Genomic DNA, 23,255 nt, shown 5'->3' on the forward strand with positions numbered 1-23,255 from the left:
TCAATTCATTCTAGTCATTTAGAATCATTAATTTTTGCTCTCTTGCTCTAATAGATAATAATTAAAAGTATCCGCCCTTATGACAGACTTTACCGACCCAACCAGTATCAGTGACCTTTCTACACAGTCTACGCAACCACATTTATTCGATGAGTACTCGGATGAGCTGCCTCACGCCAATCCTATATCTGATCAAAAAGCGGATGTAATACCAGCAGTTGATGTTGCTCTAACAGGCAAGCATTTAATTGAAGCCTCAGCTGGTACTGGCAAAACGTGGACATTAACTGGTATCGTGCTGCGTCTGCTGATTGAAGCGCGGCGTGCGCCAGAGCAAATCATCGCCACGACCTTTACTCGCGCTGCCGCAGCTGAAATGCGTCAGCGTATTCATGACCGTTTGGTAGATTTTTATCAATTATTACAATGGGTCAATAGCCTAAGTGCTGATACTAATAATAAAGAGAGTTTATACCCGAACATATTACAAGTCATGCCTGAGAGTGATAAGGATAGACAAGCAGATAACTCAAGTGCTGCCTCAAACGCTGAGGCAGAGAAAACTGACCAGCTAAATCAAGACCTTGCTACTGATAAGCAAGCTACCGCTGATAAACGTAAACAAGCAAAAAAATATCGTGAAGATTGGCTAGTCAATCAGGCAAAATATGCGCGCTTAGATGGCATCATGAAAGATCCTATTAACCTGCATTTAATTGGTTATTTATTGGATCATGTCTACAGCTATCCAATGACAGAAGCTATTAGGCGTACCGCGCTGGTGCTAACGACGTTGGATAAGCTATTCGTAGGTACGCTCGATAGCTTGGCGCAAAAATGGCTGACGGAATATAGTAGCGAGACGGGTCATCAGCAAGGCATGGGCATTATTGAAGACAGCAGTATTGAGCAGGTGACTGACAGTATCATTCATGATGAGCTGCGTCAGTTTCAAAGCCGCTTGTATCACGAGCAGCCAAAGCTGTATGCATTGATGGATCAGCAAGGCAAATTGACTGCCGTTAGTGATCATAAGAAGTATGTGACTCGCTCGCTTAACTTTATTTCAGCACCTATTGATGAGATTGTAGTAAATGACTTTTCGTTTGAGGGCTATGAGCGGCTTATAAATACTATCATTGAGCGCAGCGATGAGCTTGATATCTTTTTTAAACCTGACGGCGAGTATTATGACGTTCCAAAAGGACAGCTACAAAATAATAGAGACTCTTGGCCGAAAATCATTCAAGCATTAAAAGATTTTGGTCCAGCCGCTTTTAAATTTATATCAGACGCAAAAAATCATACAGGAAAGTTAATCGAGGCTTTTCAAAAAACGGACAATATCGGCTCTCAGTTTCGTGTACCCAAAGATGGCGAAAGAGTTAATCTGATATTTAATGAGTTGCAGGTCGTTCGTGACTTTAAACGCTATATTGAAGAAAGCAAAAAGCTAGACGAATACATAGTGACTGTTTTAGCCAATCTTAATCGTCATATCGTGCTTGCGGTACGTGACAGGCTACCAATTATTTTGGAAGAGCGTGGTGAGACGACCTTTAGCCTGCAAATGGTACGTCTAAACCAAGCATTAACTGGTCGGCAAGGAGAGAAGCTGGCACGTTATATTCGTCATCACTATCCTGTGGCGTTGATTGATGAGTCGCAAGATATCAATGGCGCGCAAGCTATTATGATTGAAAGCATCTATTTACCAAAGAAAAAGGGCAAGGTTGCTGATAATGATAAACAGTCAGCTACTAAAAAAGCCAGTCATGAATTTTTATTATTGGTTGGTGACCCAAAGCAAGCTATTTATGGGTTTCGTGGTGGCGATGTGGCCAACTATAACTACATGAAAGCTCAATTTGATAAAAGCACGCTTTGGACGCTTGATATCAACCGACGCTCAAATGCGGGCGTGATTAATGCCCTAAACTGTTGGTTCGGCATGGCTGATGTAACCACTGATGAGAATAAATTAGCTCAATTAGGCGCAGGTATTTATTACCAGTACATCAAGGCGGCAAAACCGGAGTATGAGCTGTCTTGGTTTAATGAGTCAGATAGGCTGGACAACGTGTTGGTCACAGAGGTGCTCTCTGCTCAGCCAGTGAGCCTATTGCATTTGCCTTACGATAAAGAGCTTGAGTACGATGAGCATGAAATCACTGCGCGCCATATAGCCACTTTGCTTAACAGTGGTCAGACCTTAAAGGGTAAGCCTATTCAGCCCAGTGATATTGGCGTGCTGGCACGTGCCAAAAAAGATTTAAAACGGGTGGAAGACGAGCTAGTAAAGCTCAATGTGCCGACCTTGACCACCAGTGATGTCAGTATCTTTGAGACGAATATGGCAGAAGATGTGACAGCACTACTAAGCGCCATGTTATATCCCTATCGTCATGACATGATTAATCGAGTATTGACCAGTCATCTGTATGGTCTGAGTATTAAAACGATCAAAGCCATGATGACGGATCATGAGTCAGGAGTAGTTGAGGGCAGCAATACCGCGCTAAGCTCCGATTTAAATAGCTTTAATTCTAAAAATACATCAGCGACTGATAATAAAAAAAGCTATCAAGACTTTATTACTTATCTAAAGGAGGGCGCGCAGCGTTGGCAGCACTTTGGCATATTATCGGCACTACATTATTTATTAGATAAGAACCCCATACAGCCGCAAGGTGTTTGGCAAGCGTTGGCTGCTCATCCAGAAGGCGATCGTCATATCATGGATTTGCGCCATGTGATGGATATCTTGGCGCAGTATGGTATTGGCATGGGTGAACATGAGCTATTGGCCTGGTTTAGACAACACATAGATGCAGCACCCAGTAGTGATTGGGCCAAGCAATATCCGCTACCGACAGAATCTGGTGTGCAGCTGATGACCATTCATAAGTCAAAAGGGCTCGAGTTCCCCATTGTCTATGTGCTAGGCATGGGCGATGCCAGTAGGAAGTCAGGCAATAAGGAAGACTATGGGCTGTATCTGTATAACGCACAGCAAGCGCCTTCAGCGTTAGTGCAGCAGTCGATAGATAATCAAGCAATGGGAAATCAGCGCCGTTTCTCTCCTGTACAGGGTTCTGCTACTGTCGAGGATTACTATACCAATATCGAGACGCAAGAAGGTTTTGATGAGATACGGCGGCTTGGCTATGTGGCATTTACTCGGGCCAGTGAGCAGCTTTATGTCGTGCTACGAGATCCTAGTAATAAAACAGGGTTTGACTTAAAGCCAGTGTTTTATTGGTTTGACTCCGAAGAGCCAAAGTTTGAATTGCCTGATAGACTCAAAGGTACCATAGGCATGCTCAGAGGGCATGAAGTTAATGAGTTCTATAACAATAACCGTGCTACCGCTAAAGCAGGCGCATTAACGGAAAATGAATCGCCTAATTTGATTAGACCTAAAACAGAGCCTATTAAGTATGATGATTTTTCAGAAGTTATGAAAACCAACTATTTTTATGGGTGGGCCAAGACCAGCTTTACCGCTTTGGCGCGTCAGCTAGATGAATCAACACAGACAATGGCGGTGATGGATGAGCGTATTGATGATGCGATAGACATCGATATGCCAGAAGCTTCAATTTCGGCTGTACCATCACTGCATAATAACGACTCTCTTGAACAAGCCGGTGAGCTAAATCTCAAGTCAGAAGATGATATCCGTTTTACTTTTGTCAAAGGCGCTAATGCCGGTACATTTTTGCATGAGATATTTGAAAAAATTGATTTCAGCAATAAAGCGCAGTGGTCTCAGGTTATCGATAGAGCCATCAGTAGTTATCAGCTGCCGCTGGTGTATAGCAGTGCTGAAACCCAAAGCCGTCGATTGCAAGCAAAGACGCAAGAGCAAGGTAATGACGTTAATACTGATTCATTTAATCTTAACTCAGTAGACGCTAGCAAACATGAGGCGTTGATGGACTGGATTGAAGAGGTCTTAGATGCGCCATTATTGGCCTCCAAGCAACCTTTGCGCTCTATTGATGCAGGTCAACGATTTGCTGAATTAGAGTTTAATATGGGGCTATCAGAGAACTTTAAGGCACAAGATATTACTAGACTCTTTCAGCAGTATTTGCCTGATGAGACCGACAAACATGTCACGCTGGTTGCGCAAAACAAAGCGTATTTGTATCGTTATCTACGCGGTGAAATTGACTTGGTGTATGAGCATGCTGGCATGTATTACGTCGTCGATTACAAGAGTAATTTTTTAGGAAATAGCCTAAGTGATTATGATGAAAACACGCTCAAGCAAGCAATGTCCAAGGCGGGATATTGGTTACAAGCAGCGATTTACCAAGTGGCTTTGCATCGATTCCTAGCTATGCGAATCAGTAATTATGCAGGCAATGAAGATAAATACTTGGGTGCTGTTGAATATGTCTTTTTACGCGGCGTATATGATCCGAACGTTAAAGCCGCCTCGAATGAGTCACAAAATGCTAATAAGTCGGACGGTAGCGAATTAAAGATTAACAGCTCCTATGGATTAGTCACTTGGGATATACCCATCGATTTTATTAAAGCACTAGATACGTTGTTTGGCAGACCAGATTGACAGATTTTGAGTAATGATTGACTGCATGAACATTGTTATACCTTTTAACCAAATCTAAAAAGAGACAAGCATACGATGAGCAATAATCTATGAATAATAATAAGAGCAGGGCGGATATAAGCTTACAAGAGAGCTGGGCTAGTAACCTCAGTAATTATATTTTGCTACGCCGTCAGCAGACGCAGGTAGCCTATAACACAATCGATGATAATTCTGATACTGATGATGGTAGCGCCAAAATAGACAAAACTGAAGACAGTGGGTTATTTAGCGCCTTATTCGTTATGTTGGCGACTCATTTGGAAGAAGGGCATACCGTTTTAACCATTGAATCGGCTGCGAATGAAACACCGCGACAAGGTCATATCAATGGCGAGTTAGTGACGCTACATGTGTGGCAGCAGCAATTGTTAGAGGTGTTAGCAATGCCAATCCTTGCGCTAATCGATACTCAAGTAGACAGCCAATCAGAAGATGATGCTACACCTGAGACGTCGCTATTTGTCTTGTTAGAAACTCTGTTTAACAAGCAATCTCAACTATGGGCACAGCTAACACTCAGTAATCATGAAAAAGAGGTGTTAGATAAACGCTTTGATATGGTGACTACGCTATATCAGTTGTTGAAAAATAGCGACTTTGAATCTTTCGTTCAGTCACTTCATAAGCATACGTTATTCGCCGATGTTGACACCAATACTCAGTGTAACACTAATAAAAATAGCCTAAGCAAAAGTAATCAACCTATTATTTATCGGCTTATTAATAACCAAGAGGCTGATAAACGAAATACCTTGATCACTTTTTGGTTGCATCGAGCTTGGCAAGCCGAGTTCAACTTAGCAAAAAATATCAATAACATTTTGAATCAGCAAGTCAGCCCTTTACAAATAGCAATACCTGAAAACCTTCATGAGCACCAAGTGAAGGCGATTAATGTCGCTAATAACAACGCCTTTAGTATTATTACAGGTGGTCCCGGCACAGGTAAAACCTATACCGTTGCTCAGTTAGTCATCGCGCTGCAACAGGCCGCAGAGAGTAGGGACGGTGAACATAAAAGTATTAGATTCAGCACTGATAGCGCCAGTCTAGCGTTAGCCGCGCCAACGGGTAAGGCAGCACAGCGCATGCAAGAGTCGCTGCAGGCGGCGTTAGACGCAGCTGGTGTTGAGCTACAGTTGCAAGAAGCAAAAACGATACATCGCTTGTTAGGTATTGGTCGGACGGGTAGACCGCGTTACGATGCCCATAACCCGCTTGGCGAAGATATTATAATCGTTGATGAGGCATCAATGCTTGGGGTGGAGCTAGCGAATTATCTTGTCAGTGCGGTAAAGCCTGGTGCAAGGTTGATATTATTAGGCGATGCGAACCAGTTAGCAGCGGTCGATGCAGGCGCTGTATTGGCGGATTTATGCCGTATTCCACTATTGCAATCCATTCATGCAGAGCTGACAGAGAGCCGTCGATTTACGGCAGACTCGGGGATTGGCAAGCTTGCTTATCAAATTAATAAAACAGAGACAGATACCCAAACTATTTGGCAGTTATTTAAGCAAGATAACGCGCTGAATTTTCAGTATGTTAATAACGTAAACACCTTACAAACAGGAGCGCTTCAAGACAGCAAGATAAAAAATAGCCTAAGCGGTAATACAATTATTTCGGAACTAATTTTAAATTACCAAACATACCTAAACAGCGTGAAAACTCTGTTAGAAAGTCCGATCGAAAAATCCATGCCAGAATCAGTTAAAAACACCATTGCTTCATTAACGAAAATATTTAACGAATTTAGAATATTAACTGCTGGTCATAATGGTGAGTGGGGCGATCACTACATTAATAATATTCTCACTCAATGGCATCTTGCTGAGCTCAAGTTACCACTGGGACAAAACACATGGTTCCATGGTCGTCCTGTTATGGTGCTGCAAAACAACTATGAGCTTGGATTGTTTAATGGTGATATTGGTTTTTGCTTGCAGACAAGCGATGAAAGAAGTCGATTAGAGGTTTTCTTTGAAAATAAAACGCAGGGGATTGCGGTCAATTTGTTAAATGAAGAAGTGATTGCCACAGCTTATGCGATGACCATTCATAAATCACAAGGCTCTGAGTTTGATCATGTGGCTATTACTTTTGACAATAGTCATGCAAGATTACTGAGTAAAGAACTTATCTATACGGCAGTGACCCGTGCTAAAGAAAAGGTAACCATTTATAGTACCAAACACGCTTTTGAGAAAGCCGTTCAAACACCCACTGAGCGCCATACGGGTTTGGCATTACAGTTTTAGTTGCCTCGTATAGATAATCAAAATATACTAAAAACGCTATGGTATTGCTGATATCAATTTTTTGTCGCCTCTGTCTGCGCAGGCACAGCAAGCAAGAAAAATGGATATCAGCAGTGCGTGATGGTTCGATATTACTTTTCACTGACTATATTTAACAAACAGTATAGTTAGGCATTAAAAAAGCATCCAAATCGGATGCTTTTTTAAAATTCAAATACGAAGATTTAGACTTTGTCTTCTTTAATAGCGTAGATACCCGGTAGATGACGCAGGTAACCATGAAAATCCATACCACAGCCGTAGACATAACGGTCCGCGACATCAATACCAACAAAATCAACGTCAAAACCTTCTACTTTGCGATCATGTTGTTTATTAAGTAGTACGCAAGACTCGATAGAGAGAGGCTTTTCTTTACTCAATTCTTCAACCACTGCTTTTAGAGTAATACCTTCGTCAAAAATATCATCGATCAACAAGACGTGCTCGCCCTCGATGCTGACATCAGGCTTAAACTTCCAATCAAGCTCGTTGGTCCCTTCATTATCACGATAGCGCGAAGCGTGGATATAGTGCATACGATGATAAAAAGTCAGGTGAGTGAGTAGTTGACCGGCTGGGATAAGACCACCGTTCATAACCACCATCACAATTGGGTTTAGACCAGCATAGTGTAGGTTGAGTTGGGCGGCAAGACGCTCATAAGCAGCGGCTACTTCGATACTGCTGATAAGGCACTCTGAGTTGCGCAGGGTTTTTTCGATTTCTTGATTACTAATTTGGGTCATGAGTTGCGCCTTCGATAAAAGTGCCGCCTATTTTAGCAAATTTTAGCAAATTTGCCCAACACTACCGCCTTAATAAAAACATAATAGTTTCTAATGTAGCCGTTATTCAGGCTTTTTTACGATGAATGGGCGATAATAGTCAGCCAAACGGTTTAATGAGGTATCAGGTAGGTCTGGCAATAGCTTGTTCAATGCCATACTCATGCCTTTGTCGATGGCGGCTTTAGCAACTGGCACGGACTTACGTTTAATCATGCCAAGCTTTAGCGTTTCTGCGTAGCGGCTGACAAAATGAGTCAACGTCTCTTCGTTGACCGTTTCAAGCGCAGTTTTAAAGGTCGGTCTATCAACGTGTTCAGGTGTAATGGCGGCAAAACCCTCAGTAATGGTTTTTGCATCGGCATCCGATAATTTAAAGCCAATACGCTTCACGCCTTCATTGTCAATAAAGGTGGCCCGATCTCTTAAAAAATGAAAACTGGGCAATACCTCTTCATTGTTTTCTTTACCCAATAAAATATTGAGTAGGGTGTCTGCTGCACGCTCAATGGTTCCAACGATTTTACGCATGGATGCTTGACGCTCAGGGTTTGGAATAATATCTACCAAGCCAACCAATAAGTTATCAATCAAGTCTCGGGCGGTTTGATGGCTTAGGGCATCGCGATAAGGGTAATAATCTACCTGTGCATCAGTAGCGATAACTTGTTCTGCCTCTTCGATCAGCGCTTTGAGTTTAGGTGAAGGTACGAATCCAAAATAGTGTGTCATTATAACTCCTTTATTTGTTGTTTTTAACGTCTTACCAACGTTACATCCCTTGTCAAATCAGTTACTATTTAAACCTCATGCTAAGCAAAGATTCATCACACTATATGTTGACTAGTGGCGTGTTCTAACTTTACAATGCAAGGTTTTTTTTAGCTAGGGTGTGTCCTCATTCTAAAAATGGTAATAAAAATGAGGACACACCCTAGTAATGATCTGACGGGAGTGCTGTTATTTCCCTAATAACGGGTGATCTGAGTCACTCACCGCCCACTAATTTAGCATATTTTTTATACTTTGCTTTAAAAAGCTTGAACTCATAAGGCTATCTACTACTTGTCTAGGGAGAGATAAGATGAATAGTGCTATTGTACTGTTAGTTGGTGTCGCCGCAATGCTCTGCGGTTATGTATTTTATTCGAAGTTTATCGCCACCAAGATTTTGGCATTGGACAACAGTCGTCCCACGCCAGCGCATACGATGAAGGATGGGGTAGATTATATTCCCACCAACAAGTATGTATTATGGGGACATCATTTTACATCGGTGGCAGGGGCTGCTCCGATTATTGGCCCTGCGATTGCAGTTATCTGGGGCTGGGTACCGGCCATTATTTGGGTGGTTTTGGGTACTATTTTTATGGCAGGCGTACATGATATGTCGGCCATTTGGGCCAGTATGCGCAATAGAGGTCAATCGATTGGCTCTATTGCCGGTACCGTCATGGGTACACGTGTTCGTAGCTTGATGATGGTCGTTATCTTTTTATTATTATTGATGGTGAATGCTGTATTTGGCGTCGCTATTGCTAATATGATGATCAAAACGCCCTCTGCCGTATTACCGGTTTGGGGCGCGTTGATAGTGGCCTTTATCATCGGGCAGTGTATTTATCGCTACAAGATGAATTTGGTTTGGGTCTCCATCATTGGGGTCAGTGCTTTATACGGGCTGATCTATCTTGGTCCTATGTTCCCCATTGTATTACCTGAGACTTTTTTAGGTCTGCCTGATAATGCGCTATGGATTATTATTTTATTTGCTTATGCAGCCATCGCTTCTTTATTGCCGGTATGGATGCTGCTACAACCACGTGATTATATTAATGGTTTACAGTTATTTGTCGGTTTGATTTTATTGTACGCCGCGATTTTTATTGCGACCCCCAACATTGTCGCGCCAGCCATAAACACGGCGCTACCAGTTGGCACACCTTCCTTGATGCCATTATTGTTTGTCACGATTGCCTGTGGCGCCATCTCAGGCTTCCATGGATTGGTAGCTACGGGAACTACCTCAAAACAGATTGATAAAGAAGAGGATGTGCGCTTTGTTGGTTACTTCGGTGCATTGGGTGAGGGCATGCTTGCCCTAGGAGCCATTCTCGCAGCCACAGCAGGTTTTGCGACTCTAGGAGATTGGGAAGCGGTTTATCAAAAATTTGGCGACGGTTCTATCGGTGCCTTTATTGATGGTGGCGCGACCATCTTAAATGCCGGTGTGGGCATTGACATGGTGCTATCCCAGACCATGCTGACTGTCATGGCAGCCTTGTTCGCAGGGACGACTATGGATACTGGGGTGCGCTTACAACGTTATATTTTCCAAGAATTTGGTGAATTTTATAACATCCCCGTTCTTAATAAGAGCGTAGTAGCTACGTTGCTCGCTGTCGGAAGCTGTCTACTGTTGGCATTTGGCGCGGGTGGTATCGACGGTGCTGGCGGTATGATTATTTGGCCATTGTTTGGGACAACAAACCAACTTATGGCGGCTTTAACCCTCATGATCGTTACTGTCATTTTATTACGTAAAGGTAAGCCAGTTTGGTACACCTTGGCGCCATTGTCATTCTTGTTAGTGATGACGGTTTTTGCCTTATTGATTCAGCTCAAAACCTTTTACGTTGATGGTAATTGGCTGCTTATCATTATGGACATCATCATTCTAGTCGCAACGATTTTAGTGACGTTTGAGAGTCTATCGGTATTGCGTAAAGAGTGGACCTTGCATAAAGGTAAAAGCAATATTGAAAAGTAATATCTAGATATAACGTCTAATCACTATTGGAATAGATATACAAAAAAACGCTAGCAGCAACTGCTGGCGTTTTTTGTATGAAATAGGCATGATAGATATAGTTAAAATATCCTAAAATGGCGACGTTATGGCTGATATCAGCAGTGCGTGAGGTATCGATATTACTTTTCACTGATTATAATAAGAAAGACTCAAAATACGAGCAATCATTTAAGAAAACGGTGAAAAACAAAAATCTAGTAAATGGGACGATAATGACGACAGATAATATAGAAAACACTCAGCCATGGTGGCAGCGGTTCGTGGCAGGGCTGAATGAGTTCTATCATGCGCCTTATCGCCAGACGATGGCACGTGCTGCACGTGATGAAGAAGATTTCTTTATGCTGCTGATGTTCGCTGAGAGCTTAGGCATTGATAATCCTGCCAGCTTTTATACGTTAGAGCTACAGCCATTATTTTTAGAAAACTTCCATGAGTGGCACACCCGCATGGGTATGGACAGATGTCCCTTTGACCACGTTGGTTGCTGCTAGTCATAGCCGTTTTTTAGTTATATCTATTTAGATTAAAGATTTTATTGATTAACAATTAACAATTAATAATTGAGACATGAGTATGGCTTTATACCCTCTACACGGATTAGTAGACCAACTGGCGACGCAACCGATTATATTCGTCGGTGGCAAGGGCGGTGTGGGCAAAACCACGACGGCCGCTGCACTTGCCAGCTATTATGCTGGCCAACAACAAAAAACATTGATTGTCTCAACCGATCCAGCGCATAGCTTGGGTGATGTGTTAAAGGTACGTCTCAATAACGAAAAAACCGCTATCACACCGTATCTAGATGCCATTGAGCTCAATCCTGATGTCATCGTCGATGCGCATTTTGCTCAAGTTGAGCGCACGATTACCGCCTACGCCAATCCAGATATGATGCCCAAAATTCGTAAGCATCTCAGGCTATCAAAATCTGCCCCTGGTGCCCAAGAAGCCGCTATGCTCGAATCGATGTGTCAGCATTTGGTCGCGGCAGCAGATGCCAATTATGAGCATATTATTTTTGATACCGCTCCAACTGGACATACTTTGCGATTGCTGGTACTACCAGAGATGATGGGCGCGTGGACAGATGGATTACTGTCACAGCAACGGCGACAGGCGAAACTGCGCTCGGTAGCGACACATTTGGACCGTCACAATCAAAAAGACAGCAGCCAGAAAAAAGATAAAACTCAGCCAAATAATATAGCAAATCCATTTGCAGAAAAGAAGTCTGACCGCTGGGAGCAAGCAGTATCCGTGCTGGAGAAACGTAAAGAGCTGTTTCGTCAGGCGGGAGCACTGCTGCATGACCGTCAGCAGACTGCTATTGTATTGGTCATGACCGCCGATGTATTACCATTGGCTGAGACCAAACGTGCTATCGAACAGTTAGAAGACAGCAAACTCACGCCAGCAGCGATAGTCATCAATCAGCTCATAGCACCGGCCCAGTCTGATGAGTTTTGGCGCCATCGTGCTGAGCGCCAGCAGCAGCTGATGTATGATATCGACAAGAGCTTTACTAGTTATCCGCTTTATCCCATTTATCTGCAGCAAACCGACGTACGTGGTACTGAGGCATTAAGTGCATTGTTGCAGCCATTGTCGTAAATGCAACTTTGAAAAACCAAATACATGTTTTATTCAAGCAGAGTTGTCTAACTACTCACGCCTATGTGATTGCAACTTCCCAGAAAGTGACCATGCCATATCGAGTCGCAAACTTTGGGCAAGCTCTGCTTTACCACTACTGAGCGATGACCATTGTGGTTTGCCTCGTGCTTTTTTAAGCTCGCTTGGTAGTTTGTTGGTTGACCATGGCGTCACAGCGTTGTCTACTTCACTGTTATTTTCAGCTGATGGGTCGCTGCCGTCATTCTCACCTTTGTATAATAGTTGCGTGGCATCAGTCGCAGCGTGACCGCGATGGCGTAGGGCAGTGAGTAAGTCTATCGCACGAGTGGCGAGCAAGGTTAAGGTAGCAGGGTCAATGTATAAGCGTTTTACCCCAGTAATCCGGTCAGCAATGCTACTGGTATTCGATAATAACCCACCTGCGATACCGCCTATTGCCGCACCCAAACCCAACGTCGTGCCCAATGCGGCCGCATCAATGCCCAATCCTAATAACGCGCCAGCTGCCGCGCCCGATGTCGTACGAATCCCATAGCTTTTTAGCAATTCAGGGTCAAACGGATCTTGCTGATAGGCTTGTAACTCAAGCGGCGTTGCTGCCACCGCATTATCATAAAATTTATATAAATTAAGCAAATTATGCTGCATCGCGCGCTCACTTTGCCGAACGGCTTCTTGCATCTGCTGCAATACTGGCATCGGGTCATCATCATCACTAATCTCACGCACAAAAGCGGCAACATTCAATAAAAAATCCGCGATGATAATATTGGCCTCATCGTATAGCTGTGCCCAGTCTTCTGTGCGTCTCTGCATGAGCTGTTCAAGCATTTCTGAATGGGTAAGCATGGTCGCAAGATTTTGCCACAAATGCATTTCATCTTCGAACTCAAAAGCGACCGAATCAAAACGGGTAGAGATATGCAGATTGCGTCTTGCCAGCATGGTCTGCCATTCATCAATATTGGCATTTTGGCTATCAGTAAAATTAAACACCGGCATAACAGGTATCGCTGCCCACGATAAAATGGCCAACTCATCTTTGTATTTACCCAATACTGGCTCACGCGCATCGACAACATAAACTGCCATATCACTTGCCAGCAATTGGCGGATAACTTTGGCTTCTTGGCTATAGTCCTCATTGCTACTTAACGCATCACCACCTTGAGCGATATCAGCTGCCAAAAATTGCTGTAGACGTTCAATACCATCGCGACGACTGGCGGTATTGTCTTCTAACCAATCCATCAATCCCGATGCGTCCTCTAAACCGGGCGTATCATATAACGCCACCAGTACTTCACCGGTCTGACTATCCGTTAATTGGGCGCGTTCGACATGGCGTGTCGTCGCGGCTTCGTTTTTGACTTCACCAAAGTACACGTCACGTAATAAGGTACGCAAAATAGAGGTCTTACCCGTATTGGTATGACCAACCACCGCCAGTTTTAATGGCTCACCGCTGGCTATCGTAGTTTTCTTACTCTCGCGAGTTGTTGAATCTTCTGCTTCATAATTAGAATTAGAACTGGTATCGATGGAAGTGGCGACGTCGGTTGTATCGCTAGCACTGGATTTATTAATGTTAATAGGCTGGGTAAGTGCTGTCTTTGAATTTTCTACGTTGATAGGCTCATCTTTTAAGGCCTTGTCGGCAAAGAGACCGATAGGCTCATTCTTCGTTTTATTATTATCCATCATCTGATCCCGTATGATATTTATTAGCGTCTGGTGAAAATTTTAAAAAGTTATTATCATTTTTTATTAAGCAGTATAAGTACTTACCAAGCCAATCTTTCGTGCTGATAGAGCCGTTTGCCATTGTTGATATCGCACATCTTGTTGCTGCGAGACTTTTTGTTGTAAGGCGTCAGTAGTGTCAGGCGCATTATTAAGTAGCTGCACAATCAGCCCGTCTTTAGCATGAGCTGCAATTTGATCGAGCTTGCGTAGCGTGCCACGGTCAGGCAGGGCTTTGCTATGAATACCGAGCAAGACTTGTACTGGATGGGTCTTTAGATACACGGTTAATCGATCCATATCATCGCGGTCATCAACGATACCAAAATTCTCAATTTGACTATCATCACCATTATTAGCATCAAGACCTTTTTGCCACCAGTTATCTTTCTCTGAAGGATATTCCAGTAACGCAACCAGCTTTTTGCCAGCGCTCACTGTTGCCTTTGGAGCGATAGGCGCCGCTACCTCCGTAAAGTCATCGGCATCAACCACATGACGCTGCCAAAAATTTAGGATTTTTTGATAATAAGGCAGCTTGGTATCCAAACGCATTTTTTTACGACGGAACATGAAGGCACAAAACGCCCACGCTATCGCTCGTGGTACGATACCGTACATCAGCAAACTACCAATTAACAAGCTTGCCCATTGCCGCGCCACAGACAATGGCATGGCATCTGTCACCAGTCGGCTCTGTACGATAGCGGCATTGTCAGGTACACCAAATCCGACCATACTGGGCAGCCAGCCAAGCACTTGGGTGAGGGTAATCAGTGCCTGATCGGATAGCAGCGTCGACTCCCAACTAAAGCTATATTGGCGTACAATTAATAAGAATATAATCGCAAAGAGCATACCGGTTAAGGTAGCAAGCCATAGCTGATGGCTAAAACGACCCAAATACCAGCGCATACCACTGTGCTGTAATTGGCGCTCGTACAAGTCGACTGCCGCCTTGGTGACATCGTCCTTACCACGGATAAGATAACTGGGGCTAACAAAACTCGCAAACCAGCTGGGCGACTGACGACCTTGGTTAAGCAAGGTCATGACTAGCCAGCCAGCTAGCATAAGGGTATGAAACCCAAGTAAACAGACCAAGACATAAAAGAAATTGACGACATTGGCTTGTAGTAAGGTAAATAATCCTAAAAACCCCGAGATGCACCACACCACACTCATGATCACCATGATGCCTTTTATGCGTCCATCAATCTTGCCCAATACTCGTGCCAGCGCGCCGTTACTATCGATACGTGAGGCACGGCGATGCAGTTTTTGGACGGGTTTTCCATCCTCATTTTGCAGCTTTTCCGTGATGAGTAGCGGGTCAGTGGCAAAGACATGCTGCTGCGTCTCAAGCGTGCGTACCAGCTCAGTCAATTGATCTTGTGGTGAGAGCATAAAGTGATAATATCCGTATAAAAGCGTTCATTTAGAAGACAATTTTTGATTATTGTAGCGTATATATAATAGCGATTACTGCTGTTATTTTGCAGCGTCACAAACCAATGATAACTAAATAAGCCATTATTCAGTATTTTTGTCATGGTAAAGGTGATAAAAATCAGCCAGAATGCATGAATGAATGATAGACAGGATAGTCATAACCATAAAGATAAGCCATACACTAGGCATGTCCTCATTTTAGAAATACAAAAAAAGGAATCGTTATGAGTACCAAAACTTATCTAATCATCGGCGGTACAGGTGGCATTGGCAGAGCCATGGTGGAGCAATTGGTAGAAAGCACGGCTAATAGTGATAGCCAAGACAGTCTACGTGTCTTTGCGACTTATCATAAAAGCGTTCCTGATTTTGCAGCAGACAATCTCTATTGGCTGCCCATGAACATCTGCGACGAACAGAGTATCAAACAAGCTGCTGATGTCATTAGTCAACAAACCGACCACATTGATTGGCTCATCAACTGTGCAGGACTCCTACATACTGCGACGCAGCAACCAGAAAAATCATTGCGACAGATTGAGACAGATTTTTTCTTAATAAATATGCAGGTCAATGCCTTAGCCGGTCTGCTTATTGCTAAGCATTTTAAATCCTTATTAGCCAAATCTGAACGTAGTAATGACAGTCCTGCTGTTTTTGCCACCATTTCTGCACGAGTCGGTAGTATCAGCGACAATCAGTTGGGCGGTTGGTATAGCTATAGGATGAGCAAGGCGGCGCTCAATATGGGCATGAAAAACTTAAGTATCGAATGGGGAAGGTCGCTCAAAGATGTGTGCGTGGTCGTCATGCAGCCCGGAACCGTCAACACGCAACTGTCAGCGCCTTTTCAAGGCAATGTGGCTGATGGGCAATTATTCTCGCCAGCTTATAGTGCAGAATGCTTATTAGAAGTGCTAAGCCGCATGACGGCTGCGCAATCTGGCAGCTTTGTTGATTGGGCAGGGGAATCTATACTTTGGTAGCGCCAAACGATTGAATATTAAAATTGATTCAATTCAATAGAACAAAATAGGGCGTGTCGTTATCATAATATTAACGGCACGCCCTATTTTGTTGATAAGACAAGGATAAATTAAGCGTAAATCTCTAGGTGAGCAAATGCTTAGTTCGCCATAAACAAGTCCATAAACTCATGCACGGGTGTTTGCTCCAAGCGTTTTTGGTCGCTGCATAACGCAAAAATAGCCTCGCAGCGACTGTCAATAAAACGCGTCGCCAGACTGGCTCGAAACTTGGCTTCTAATACAGGCAAACCTTCTTCACGGCGGCGTTTGTGACCGATAGGATATTCTACAGCGACCTTATCGGTACTGGTGCCATCTTTAAAGAACACTTGAATGGCATTGGCAATCGAACGTTTGCTTGGGTCATGATAGTCTTTTGAATACCGCGGATCTTCCTCTACCACCATCTTGCTGCGCAACTCATCGATCAATATATGATGCTGCTCATGATAATCGTCTTCATAGTTTTCTGCCATTAGGTCTCCTGTGAGCAACGGCACAGCCACCATGTATTGCAAGCAATGATCCCTGTCAGCAGGATTGGCAAGCTCGCCTTGTTTTGAGATGATGCGAATCGCTGAATCATGGGTCGTCAAAACGATTTTTTCGATGTCATCAATTCTATCTTCGATACGTGGGTACAAAATAACGGCCGCCTCGCATGCCGTCTGCGCGTGAAACTCAGCGGGGAAGCTTATTTTAAATAAGATGTTTTCCATGACATAGCTGCCAAAGTCACGCTGGAAGGTAAAGCGACGCTCGTTTTCGGGCTTGGTGGCTAAGTCCTTATTGGTGTGGCTAAACAACACATCATAAAAACCCCATTGCGGTGCGGTTAGTGCCCCAGGAATACCCATCTCACCACGTTTGGTGATATCTACCAAGCGTACCGCACGGCTGGTCGCGTCACCTGCTGCCCAAGACTTGCGGCTCCCTGCATTGGGCGCATGACGATAGGTGCGTAGTGCTTGTCCATCGACGAGGGCTTGTGAGATAGCCGCCATAATACGCTCGCGCGGTAGGTTATAGAGCTTGGCGACGACCGCAGTTGAGGCCAATTTGACTAAAAATACATGGTCAAGCCCAACGCGGTTAAAGGAATTATCTAACGCCAATACGCCTTGAATTTCGTGCGCCATAATCATCGATTCGAGCACGTCTCTCATGGTGAGCGGTGCGCGACCTTGGCTGACGTTTTGCTGACTGAGATAATCTGCGACTGCCAAAATACCACCGAGATTGTCTGACGGATGTCCCCATTCAGCAGCCAGCCACGTATCGTTATAGTCTAGCCAGCGTACGATGCAGCCTATGTCAAAGGCGGCTTTAATAGGGTCGAGGCGATAATTCGTGCCGGGCACACGCGCACCATTTGGGGTAATTTGATCGGGGCAATCGGGGCCCAAGTGCTTGGTGCATTCAGGGAAACGTAGCGCCAGTAAACCGCAGCCCAGTGTATCCATCAAACAATAACGAGCAGTACTCCAAGCGTCATCACTGTTTTCGGAGTCTTTATCGATAGAGTAATTTAAAACATAGTCGGCAATTTTTTGAATTTCATCGTCATATTCTGGACGGACATTGCTTTCGACATTAGACATAATCGTCACCTCTTCCTTAAGTTAGCTACTTTGTTGACCATTGAGCGTTTACCACGGCCATGGTCATGACTCAAAAGTAGCACAGTCAATATGGAACTGCCAGATTGAATTATGTTAAGAATTTAGCAAAGGTTGACGATAAGTTGTGCTATGTCATTAGATAAATTAAGCCGGCGATAAACATTAGACCCAATATCAATAGCAATAAACTCAAAAACTTAGTGACAATTCCTGAGCCTGATCCTTCAGTGTGCTGTCTTTTTACTTTGCCTTTTTTAAGCAGAGGCAAGGTCATTTTGATATGTTCAATGCCATCTTCAAGATAATGCTCGCCTTCAGGAATGAAGCCTAACGACTCGTAGAAGCTGAGCAAATACGCCTGTGCGGAGATGACGATGGTCTTCTTTGCGTATTTTTTATGACAATATTTAATCGCTTGCGTCATGATTTGACGCGCGACGCCATTGTCACGATGTTCCGCCAGTACCAGCACTCTACCGATAGCGGGCATAGAGCTGGCGGTTTTGCCCGCCGGATGGGCGACAGAAAGATTGGCTTGCAAGGTATTAAACTCAGGCGGGATAATTCTGCAATAGCCAATCAGCGCCTCATTTTGATGGGCGACTAAATGCAAACAATCAAAATCCACTTCGTCCATGTCTTGATAGGCACAGTTTTGCTCGACGACGAACACCTGCGCGCGTGCTTTTAAAATATGATAAAGATCAACTGAGGTCAGCTCATCAAAGGTTTTTATAGAGAATTCACAAGTCATAGTTTACTGGCTTTTGGCATATTGTTGGTTAGTAAGTAGAAGATAAAAAGTGTCGCGTATTATACCGCTTTAATCTTATTCTGCATTAACCGTTCAAGGTTTGACTGATCTTATCCAAATTTAAACTATCAGACATGGCGCTAAATATCTCGAAGTACTTGCCATGTTTCTCATACAGCGCTTCGTGAGTGCCTGTTTCGACCACGCGGCCATCTTCTATCACGACCAAGTCATCCGCATCGATAATTTGGGCGATATTGTGTGACACCATAATCACCGTACGGTCTTTTTTGATGAGATCTAGGCTTTTTTTCACTTGTTGACTGGCAATCGCATCAAGGCTGGCGGTTGGCTCATCCAAAAATACAATGGGCGGATCTTTTAAGAACATCCGTGCCAGCGCGATACGCTGCTGTTGGCCACCTGATAATGATTTAGCCGTACTTTCATAGCCCTCTGATAACGATATGATTTGCTCATGAATCGAGGCTTTCTTTGCGGCGACGATAATATCTTCATCAGTAGCATTCATATCGCCATAGCGAATATTTTCGCTAATCGTACCTGAAAAGATATGGTTGCTTTGTAGTACCAGACCGATATTTTGACGCAATTCATGGGTATCGCAGTCGGCTAAATCATGCCCATCTAGACATATTGTGCCAGCATCTGGCGCGTAAAACTTCACCAATAAATTGATAATGGTGCTCTTGCCAGCACCACTTAAGCCCACCAGTGCAGTAATGCGATTGGGTTTAATCGTAAAGCTAACATCTTTTAGCGCTTGCGTGCCGTTAGGATAAGTAAAATCAACGTTTTTTAGCTCAATGTGACCTTTCAGATTTTTACTGCTTCTACCATCGATATTTTCAACTTGTTCGTCATCTTCCAATATATCAAAAAAGCCTTCAGCATAAGTCAGTGCATTATTGATTTGATCATAGATACGGTGCAATTGACGAATAGGGGCAGCGACATTTTGAAATAGCATGACATGAAATAAAATCATACCGATGGTCATCTGGCCCTTTAGCACAAAGTAGGAAGTCAGCAAAATGATAACTACCACGCCAATCTGCTCGATAAAGGTTTTTATTGCATCATAAATAAAACCAATACTACGAATACGCAGCTGATTATCAGTCATGTCTTTTTGAATGGTTAAGTGCTTCTCCGCTTCAATAGATTCACGGACAAAGGACTTTACCACGCTGATAGAGTTAATCAGCGAGATAACCAAACCGCTTTTGGCTTCTCTATAACCACGCATCTGCCGACGAAATCCTTGCAGACGCCGTGCTTGTTTTTGACTGATAAAGAAGTAAATTGGGATGATAATAAGACCAACCAAGCCGATCCAAAAATTGGTCGAAAACATGATAATGAGTGAGACGATGGCACTGGCAAACAGCGGCAACATGTCAATAAAGAAATTCTGCACTAGGCTGGTCAGGCTACTAACGCCATAATCAATACGGGTTTGTAATTTACCACTGTCATTTTCGCTACTGGTATAAAACGCCATGCGATAGGTCAAGATACGCTCAATGATTTTTTGTGATAAATCACGCGACAGATTGATACGAATCTTTTCACCATAAAAGCGCTGACCAAAAGAGATAAATATTGATAATATCTCTTTGGTCAAGAGCACCGCACTGATGATGACGAGCATACGCAGACCTGCTTCCCAAGGCTCGGCAAGGGTTGCAATCTCGGTCAAAGTATCTACGGCATAACGCAGCACAAAAGCATTGACCTGTGCGGTAAAGGAACCAAGTACCGTTAATATCAGTGTTGCAATGATTAAGATTTTATAAGGCGCGGCAAAGACAGCAAGCTTTTTGAGAATATCCCACAATAATGCCCGCCGCTCCGTTTTTTTAAGTGGCGGTTTTTTATCTAATTGCAAATGGCGTGATTGCGGAGGTGTTGGCATAAACGCTTAACTCATGGGTATTAATATTTCACTAAATCTTATTTATATTAAATAATTGAAATAAAGTTTAGTATTATTTAGAGACATTTTTTATTTCATTTTGGGGCAGTCATTTGAAAATACTTCCTTACGTCTTAATCAGCCTTTTAGGTGGTGCTATTGTTCCGCTGCAACTGGCTATTGTCAACGCTTTTCGAGAAAGTACACAAGCCTCTCAAATACAATCTACCTTTTATTTATACTTAGGAGGTGCATTAGCTTCTTTAGTGCTGTCGTATGTGATGAGTGGCGGTATCAAGCCGCCAATGATTGAAAACGCGACGTGGTGGATGTGGTTGCCAGGATTTTTGGGCAGCTTTTATATCTTATTCATGTTTATTGCCGCGCCAAAGATAGGCGCAGGTAATACACTGCTCTGGGTGTTTCTTGGGCAAATGTATTTTGCCCTTATTCTAAGCCAAACGGGCCTGTTTGGCTTAGCGGTTAAAGCGATAGATATCTATAAAATCGCTGGCTTAGCCTTAGTCACTATAGGCGGAATGTTAATGATATATGGTGAGACGAGAGTTAACGGTTAAAAACAATCCGCTGGTACAAACACTTCACCGACCATAATACGACGGGCAGAGCGACTCATCGATACTTTTTTGGCTTGCCAGCGACCATCGACTTGTTCTGTTTTTCCGCCTACGAGTAACGTTCCTGAAGGATGACCAAAGCGCACTTCCATCAATTCGCCTGCACCTGCCGCTTGGTTAACTAGAGTCCCTCGCGTCGTCGCTGCTGCTGCTATGGCAACCGCTGCTGTGCCCATCATGGCATGATGCAATTGTCCCATACTCATCGCTCGTACGACTAAATCAATATCATTAGCATCAACGGCCTTGCCACTAGAAGCAGTATAGCTTTGCGCAGGAGCAACCCAAGCAATCTTTGGAATATGTTGGCTGGTCTGTGCCTCGCTCACGTCTTTGAATAATCCCATCGCAACGCCGCCTGTGGCACGGATTTTCTCAAGTTTGGCAAGTAGCTCGCTATCACTATTGATATCGCCTTGTAATTCCGTGCCTGTAAAACCCAAGTCTTCTGCCTTCATGAATATCGTTGGGATACCGGCACTGATAAAGGTTGCTTTGACGCTATCGGTACTTAAACCACAACCAGAGACATCAAAATCATCGACTAGATTGTTAGTTGGGAACATATCGCTAGACGAGTCTACTGGGTCGATAAATTCTATTTTAACTTCAGCAGCAGGGAAGGTGACACCATCTAATTCAAAGTCACCGGTTTCTTGCACTTGTACTTTGCCTTGCTCGTCTGTATAAACAGGCACATGGGCGATGATGGTTTTACCGATATTCTCTTGCCAAATGCGTACTTCGCAAATGCCACTCTCACTATCGTCATCAATCCTATTAGCAATTTTATCAGCGTCAACTAAACCCATGTTAATCGCACAAGCACCAACGGCAGCGGTTAAATTGCCACAGTTACCTGCCCAATCAATCATTGGCTTGGCGATATTCACTTGCCCAAACAGATAATTGACATCGTGGTCTGCTTGCTTAGCTTTAGACAAAATTACTGTCTTTGACGTACTAGAGCTGCCATTACCTAGACCGTCGATTTGCTTACCATAAGGGTCAGGACTGCCGATGACACGCAATAAAAAGTTATCACGCGACTTGCCAGCGACTTGGCAACGCTCTGGTAGGTCGGATAGTTTAAAGAAAGTGCCTTTTGACGTGCCACCGCGCATGTAGGTGGCTGGGACGGAGATTTGCGGGGCGGCGGAAGTGGTGACTTGGGTCATCTTTAAGAGTCCTCTGTAATATAATTGAGTCATGAATCCTTTAAAGTATTAGTTTAAAAAAATTAAGGACTTTCTAATTTCTTTAAAATTAATTCAAATTCATAACAAGACATATTTTCTTCAAATATTTTTCTCAAATCTAGATAGTCGTCCGATATGTAATATAAAGTATCTTGCCTCTTTTGTGAGGTAGCTTGTTTCTTTGATAAAATAACACCAATGCTCATTAATTTTTCAAAAGTCTGGTAGATATTTTTAAATCTATTTTTAGCTTCTCGTTCAAGCTTGTCTGTAAAATAGCCGTTATTCCAAAAATAGCTAATAATCCTTTTTACACTTCTTCGGTTTTCATCTTGCTTTACATCTTTTAATGCGGTTTTCATTTGAAGCAGGTCATCAAGCCCTACAGTATTGCAAGTTGAAAAATCTATATTATTATTTGAAATATTTGTAGTTAGCCCCTTATGCGACAACTTAGGCTTGAATATAGTATTTTTGAAAATAGTATTATCGTCAAAGACGCATTCTGAAAATCTATCATAGTTATCGAATAGACAGTTATTAAACTTAAGCCCTCTAAAATCGAAAGTTATATTTTTAGAATCTGAATGTAGGTCTATAATACTTAGGTTTTCTATATAGCCGTTTTTTTCGTACATTTCCTGAAGCAAACCAGTCCTTTCGCTTTTATCTAAATTATTACAAATATCCAGTAATAGAATAAATAAAGATGAAC

At 43.2% G+C, this 23,255-nt stretch carries 16 protein-coding genes; 7 read left to right on the forward strand and 9 right to left on the reverse strand.

Translation table 11 applies throughout. The annotated features are described in order from the left end of the window. Nucleotides 1-79 precede the first annotated feature (79 nt). Both CXF65_RS03770 and recD read left to right on the forward strand, forming a co-directional pair. The gene (locus tag CXF65_RS03770; protein ID WP_101211087.1) at nt 80-4,582 is read left to right on the forward strand and encodes a UvrD-helicase domain-containing protein; all 4,503 of its coding nucleotides are present in this window, start codon (nt 80-82) and stop codon (nt 4,580-4,582) included. Between the two features lie 89 nt (nt 4,583-4,671). Next, nucleotides 4,672-6,885 carry an exodeoxyribonuclease V subunit alpha gene (gene recD / locus CXF65_RS03775; RefSeq protein ID WP_101211088.1) on the forward strand — a complete coding sequence of 738 codons (2,214 nt, stop codon included), beginning with the start codon at nt 4,672-4,674 and terminating at the stop codon, nt 6,883-6,885. Nucleotides 6,886-7,109: 224 nt separating this feature from the next. Here the strand turns inward: recD and CXF65_RS03780 are convergent, their stop codons facing one another. Next, nucleotides 7,110-7,673: a hypoxanthine-guanine phosphoribosyltransferase gene (locus CXF65_RS03780; RefSeq protein ID WP_025652691.1), complete on the reverse strand. Its 564-nt coding sequence runs from the start codon at nt 7,671-7,673 to the stop codon at nt 7,110-7,112. A 102-nt stretch (nt 7,674-7,775) separates the two neighbouring features. After that, nucleotides 7,776-8,444, reverse strand: a complete 669-nt coding sequence (locus CXF65_RS03785) for a hypothetical protein (RefSeq protein ID WP_101211089.1) — start codon at nt 8,442-8,444, stop codon at nt 7,776-7,778. Between the two features lie 352 nt (nt 8,445-8,796). Between CXF65_RS03785 and CXF65_RS03790 the strand changes: the two genes are divergently transcribed. The 3 genes from CXF65_RS03790 to CXF65_RS03800 all read left to right on the forward strand — a co-directional run bounded on the left by CXF65_RS03790 (nt 8,797) and on the right by CXF65_RS03800 (nt 12,141). Beyond that, nucleotides 8,797-10,482 (forward strand): carbon starvation protein A, encoded by a 1,686-nt coding sequence (locus tag CXF65_RS03790; RefSeq protein WP_101211090.1) that lies wholly within the window; start codon nt 8,797-8,799, stop codon nt 10,480-10,482. 254 nt (nt 10,483-10,736) lie between these two features. Continuing rightward, nucleotides 10,737-11,018 (forward strand): cory-CC-star protein, encoded by a 282-nt coding sequence (locus CXF65_RS03795; protein ID WP_051395134.1) that lies wholly within the window; start codon nt 10,737-10,739, stop codon nt 11,016-11,018. An 82-nt stretch (nt 11,019-11,100) separates the two neighbouring features. Beyond that, entirely contained in the window at nt 11,101-12,141 is a 1,041-nt protein-coding gene (locus tag CXF65_RS03800; protein WP_101211091.1) for an ArsA family ATPase, read from the forward strand. A gap of 51 nt (nt 12,142-12,192) precedes the next feature. On the opposite strand, the gene CXF65_RS03805 is transcribed toward CXF65_RS03800, so the two are convergent. Then, nucleotides 12,193-13,866 carry a DUF3482 domain-containing protein gene (locus tag CXF65_RS03805; RefSeq protein ID WP_101211092.1) on the reverse strand — a complete coding sequence of 558 codons (1,674 nt, stop codon included), beginning with the start codon at nt 13,864-13,866 and terminating at the stop codon, nt 12,193-12,195. Between the two features lie 66 nt (nt 13,867-13,932). After that, entirely contained in the window at nt 13,933-15,315 is a 1,383-nt protein-coding gene (locus CXF65_RS03810) for a DUF2868 domain-containing protein (protein WP_101211093.1), read from the reverse strand. 269 nt (nt 15,316-15,584) lie between these two features. On the opposite strand from CXF65_RS03810, the gene CXF65_RS03815 reads away from it, so the two are divergent. Next, on the forward strand, nt 15,585-16,346 hold the full coding sequence (locus CXF65_RS03815) for an SDR family oxidoreductase (RefSeq protein ID WP_101211094.1): 762 nt from the start codon (nt 15,585-15,587) through the stop codon (nt 16,344-16,346). 140 nt (nt 16,347-16,486) lie between these two features. On the opposite strand, the gene CXF65_RS03820 is transcribed toward CXF65_RS03815, so the two are convergent. The 3 genes from CXF65_RS03820 to CXF65_RS03830 all read right to left on the reverse strand — a co-directional run bounded on the left by CXF65_RS03820 (nt 16,487) and on the right by CXF65_RS03830 (nt 20,703). Beyond that, nucleotides 16,487-17,989 (reverse strand): bifunctional 2-methylcitrate dehydratase/aconitate hydratase, encoded by a 1,503-nt coding sequence (locus CXF65_RS03820; RefSeq protein WP_101211095.1) that lies wholly within the window; start codon nt 17,987-17,989, stop codon nt 16,487-16,489. Nucleotides 17,990-18,137: 148 nt separating this feature from the next. Next, nucleotides 18,138-18,764 carry a GNAT family N-acetyltransferase gene (locus tag CXF65_RS03825; RefSeq protein ID WP_101211096.1) on the reverse strand — a complete coding sequence of 209 codons (627 nt, stop codon included), beginning with the start codon at nt 18,762-18,764 and terminating at the stop codon, nt 18,138-18,140. 85 nt (nt 18,765-18,849) lie between these two features. Further along, nucleotides 18,850-20,703 (reverse strand): ABC transporter ATP-binding protein, encoded by a 1,854-nt coding sequence (locus CXF65_RS03830; protein WP_101211097.1) that lies wholly within the window; start codon nt 20,701-20,703, stop codon nt 18,850-18,852. Between the two features lie 113 nt (nt 20,704-20,816). Between CXF65_RS03830 and CXF65_RS03835 the strand changes: the two genes are divergently transcribed. Next, nucleotides 20,817-21,281: a DMT family transporter gene (locus CXF65_RS03835; protein ID WP_101211098.1), complete on the forward strand. Its 465-nt coding sequence runs from the start codon at nt 20,817-20,819 to the stop codon at nt 21,279-21,281. On the opposite strand, the gene prpF is transcribed toward CXF65_RS03835, so the two are convergent. Both prpF and CXF65_RS03845 read right to left on the reverse strand, forming a co-directional pair. Continuing rightward, entirely contained in the window at nt 21,278-22,519 is a 1,242-nt protein-coding gene (prpF, locus tag CXF65_RS03840) for a 2-methylaconitate cis-trans isomerase PrpF (protein WP_101211099.1), read from the reverse strand. The genes CXF65_RS03835 and prpF overlap by 4 nt on opposite strands. Before the next feature lie 62 nt (nt 22,520-22,581). Further along, a partial coding sequence (locus CXF65_RS03845) for a hypothetical protein (protein ID WP_157824012.1) occupies nt 22,582-23,255 on the reverse strand: 674 nt, incomplete at its 5' end.

The organism is Psychrobacter sp. Sarcosine-3u-12 (genome assembly GCF_002836005.1).
Lineage (GTDB): Bacteria > Pseudomonadota > Gammaproteobacteria > Pseudomonadales > Moraxellaceae > Psychrobacter > Psychrobacter okhotskensis.

Bases quoted from the DNA above. Each gene is read 5' to 3' on its own strand.
- CXF65_RS03770 (WP_101211087.1), top strand. From the start codon at position 80: ATGACAGACTTTACCGACCCAACCAGTATCAGTGACCTTTCTACACAG.
- recD (WP_101211088.1), top strand. From the start codon at position 4,672: ATGAATAATAATAAGAGCAGGGCGGATATAAGCTTACAAGAGAGCTGG.
- CXF65_RS03780 (WP_025652691.1), bottom strand. From the start codon at position 7,673: ATGACCCAAATTAGTAATCAAGAAATCGAAAAAACCCTGCGCAACTCA.
- CXF65_RS03785 (WP_101211089.1), bottom strand. From the start codon at position 8,444: ATGACACACTATTTTGGATTCGTACCTTCACCTAAACTCAAAGCGCTG.
- CXF65_RS03790 (WP_101211090.1), top strand. From the start codon at position 8,797: ATGAATAGTGCTATTGTACTGTTAGTTGGTGTCGCCGCAATGCTCTGC.
- CXF65_RS03795 (WP_051395134.1), top strand. From the start codon at position 10,737: ATGACGACAGATAATATAGAAAACACTCAGCCATGGTGGCAGCGGTTC.
- CXF65_RS03800 (WP_101211091.1), top strand. From the start codon at position 11,101: ATGGCTTTATACCCTCTACACGGATTAGTAGACCAACTGGCGACGCAA.
- CXF65_RS03805 (WP_101211092.1), bottom strand. From the start codon at position 13,866: ATGGATAATAATAAAACGAAGAATGAGCCTATCGGTCTCTTTGCCGAC.
- CXF65_RS03810 (WP_101211093.1), bottom strand. From the start codon at position 15,315: ATGCTCTCACCACAAGATCAATTGACTGAGCTGGTACGCACGCTTGAG.
- CXF65_RS03815 (WP_101211094.1), top strand. From the start codon at position 15,585: ATGAGTACCAAAACTTATCTAATCATCGGCGGTACAGGTGGCATTGGC.
- CXF65_RS03820 (WP_101211095.1), bottom strand. From the start codon at position 17,989: ATGTCTAATGTCGAAAGCAATGTCCGTCCAGAATATGACGATGAAATT.
- CXF65_RS03825 (WP_101211096.1), bottom strand. From the start codon at position 18,764: ATGACTTGTGAATTCTCTATAAAAACCTTTGATGAGCTGACCTCAGTT.
- CXF65_RS03830 (WP_101211097.1), bottom strand. From the start codon at position 20,703: ATGCCAACACCTCCGCAATCACGCCATTTGCAATTAGATAAAAAACCG.
- prpF (WP_101211099.1), bottom strand. From the start codon at position 22,519: ATGACCCAAGTCACCACTTCCGCCGCCCCGCAAATCTCCGTCCCAGCC.